Origin of the sequence: Mesorhizobium sp. M4B.F.Ca.ET.203.01.1.1 (genome assembly GCF_004791025.1) — a bacterium.
Taxonomy (GTDB): domain Bacteria; phylum Pseudomonadota; class Alphaproteobacteria; order Rhizobiales; family Rhizobiaceae; genus Mesorhizobium; species Mesorhizobium abyssinicae.
Genome location: NZ_SRUO01000235.1, coordinates 1 through 300 on the forward strand (window position 1 = coordinate 1; position 300 = coordinate 300).

Genomic DNA, 300 nt, shown 5'->3' on the forward strand with positions numbered 1-300 from the left:
ATGGAATCAGCTGCCATGGAACTCTCCTTGCAAGATCAGGCCGGGCGCGGGCGCGCGCCGAACAGGGCGGTGCCGATGCGCACCAGGGTGGCGCCCTCGGCGATGGCGTCGGCGTAGTCGCTGCTCATGCCCATCGACAGCGTGTCGACCTGCGCGTGCTGGGCGGCCAGTGAGTGGAAAAGTGTGCGCATGCGCACGAATGCATCGCGGCGACGCTCGGCCTCGGGCCATGGCGCGGGAATCGCCATCAGGCCACGCAGGCGCAGGCGGGGCTCAGCGGTAATCGCGGCGGCCAATGCC

1 protein-coding gene is annotated in these 300 nt (G+C 69.7%); it reads right to left on the reverse strand.

Annotated elements, in window-relative coordinates; genetic code table 11:
• Positions 1-35: 35 nt before the first annotated feature.
• The coding region (locus EN846_RS34470; RefSeq protein ID WP_189587220.1) for an alanine racemase at positions 36-300 on the reverse strand (265 nt) is incomplete at its 5' end.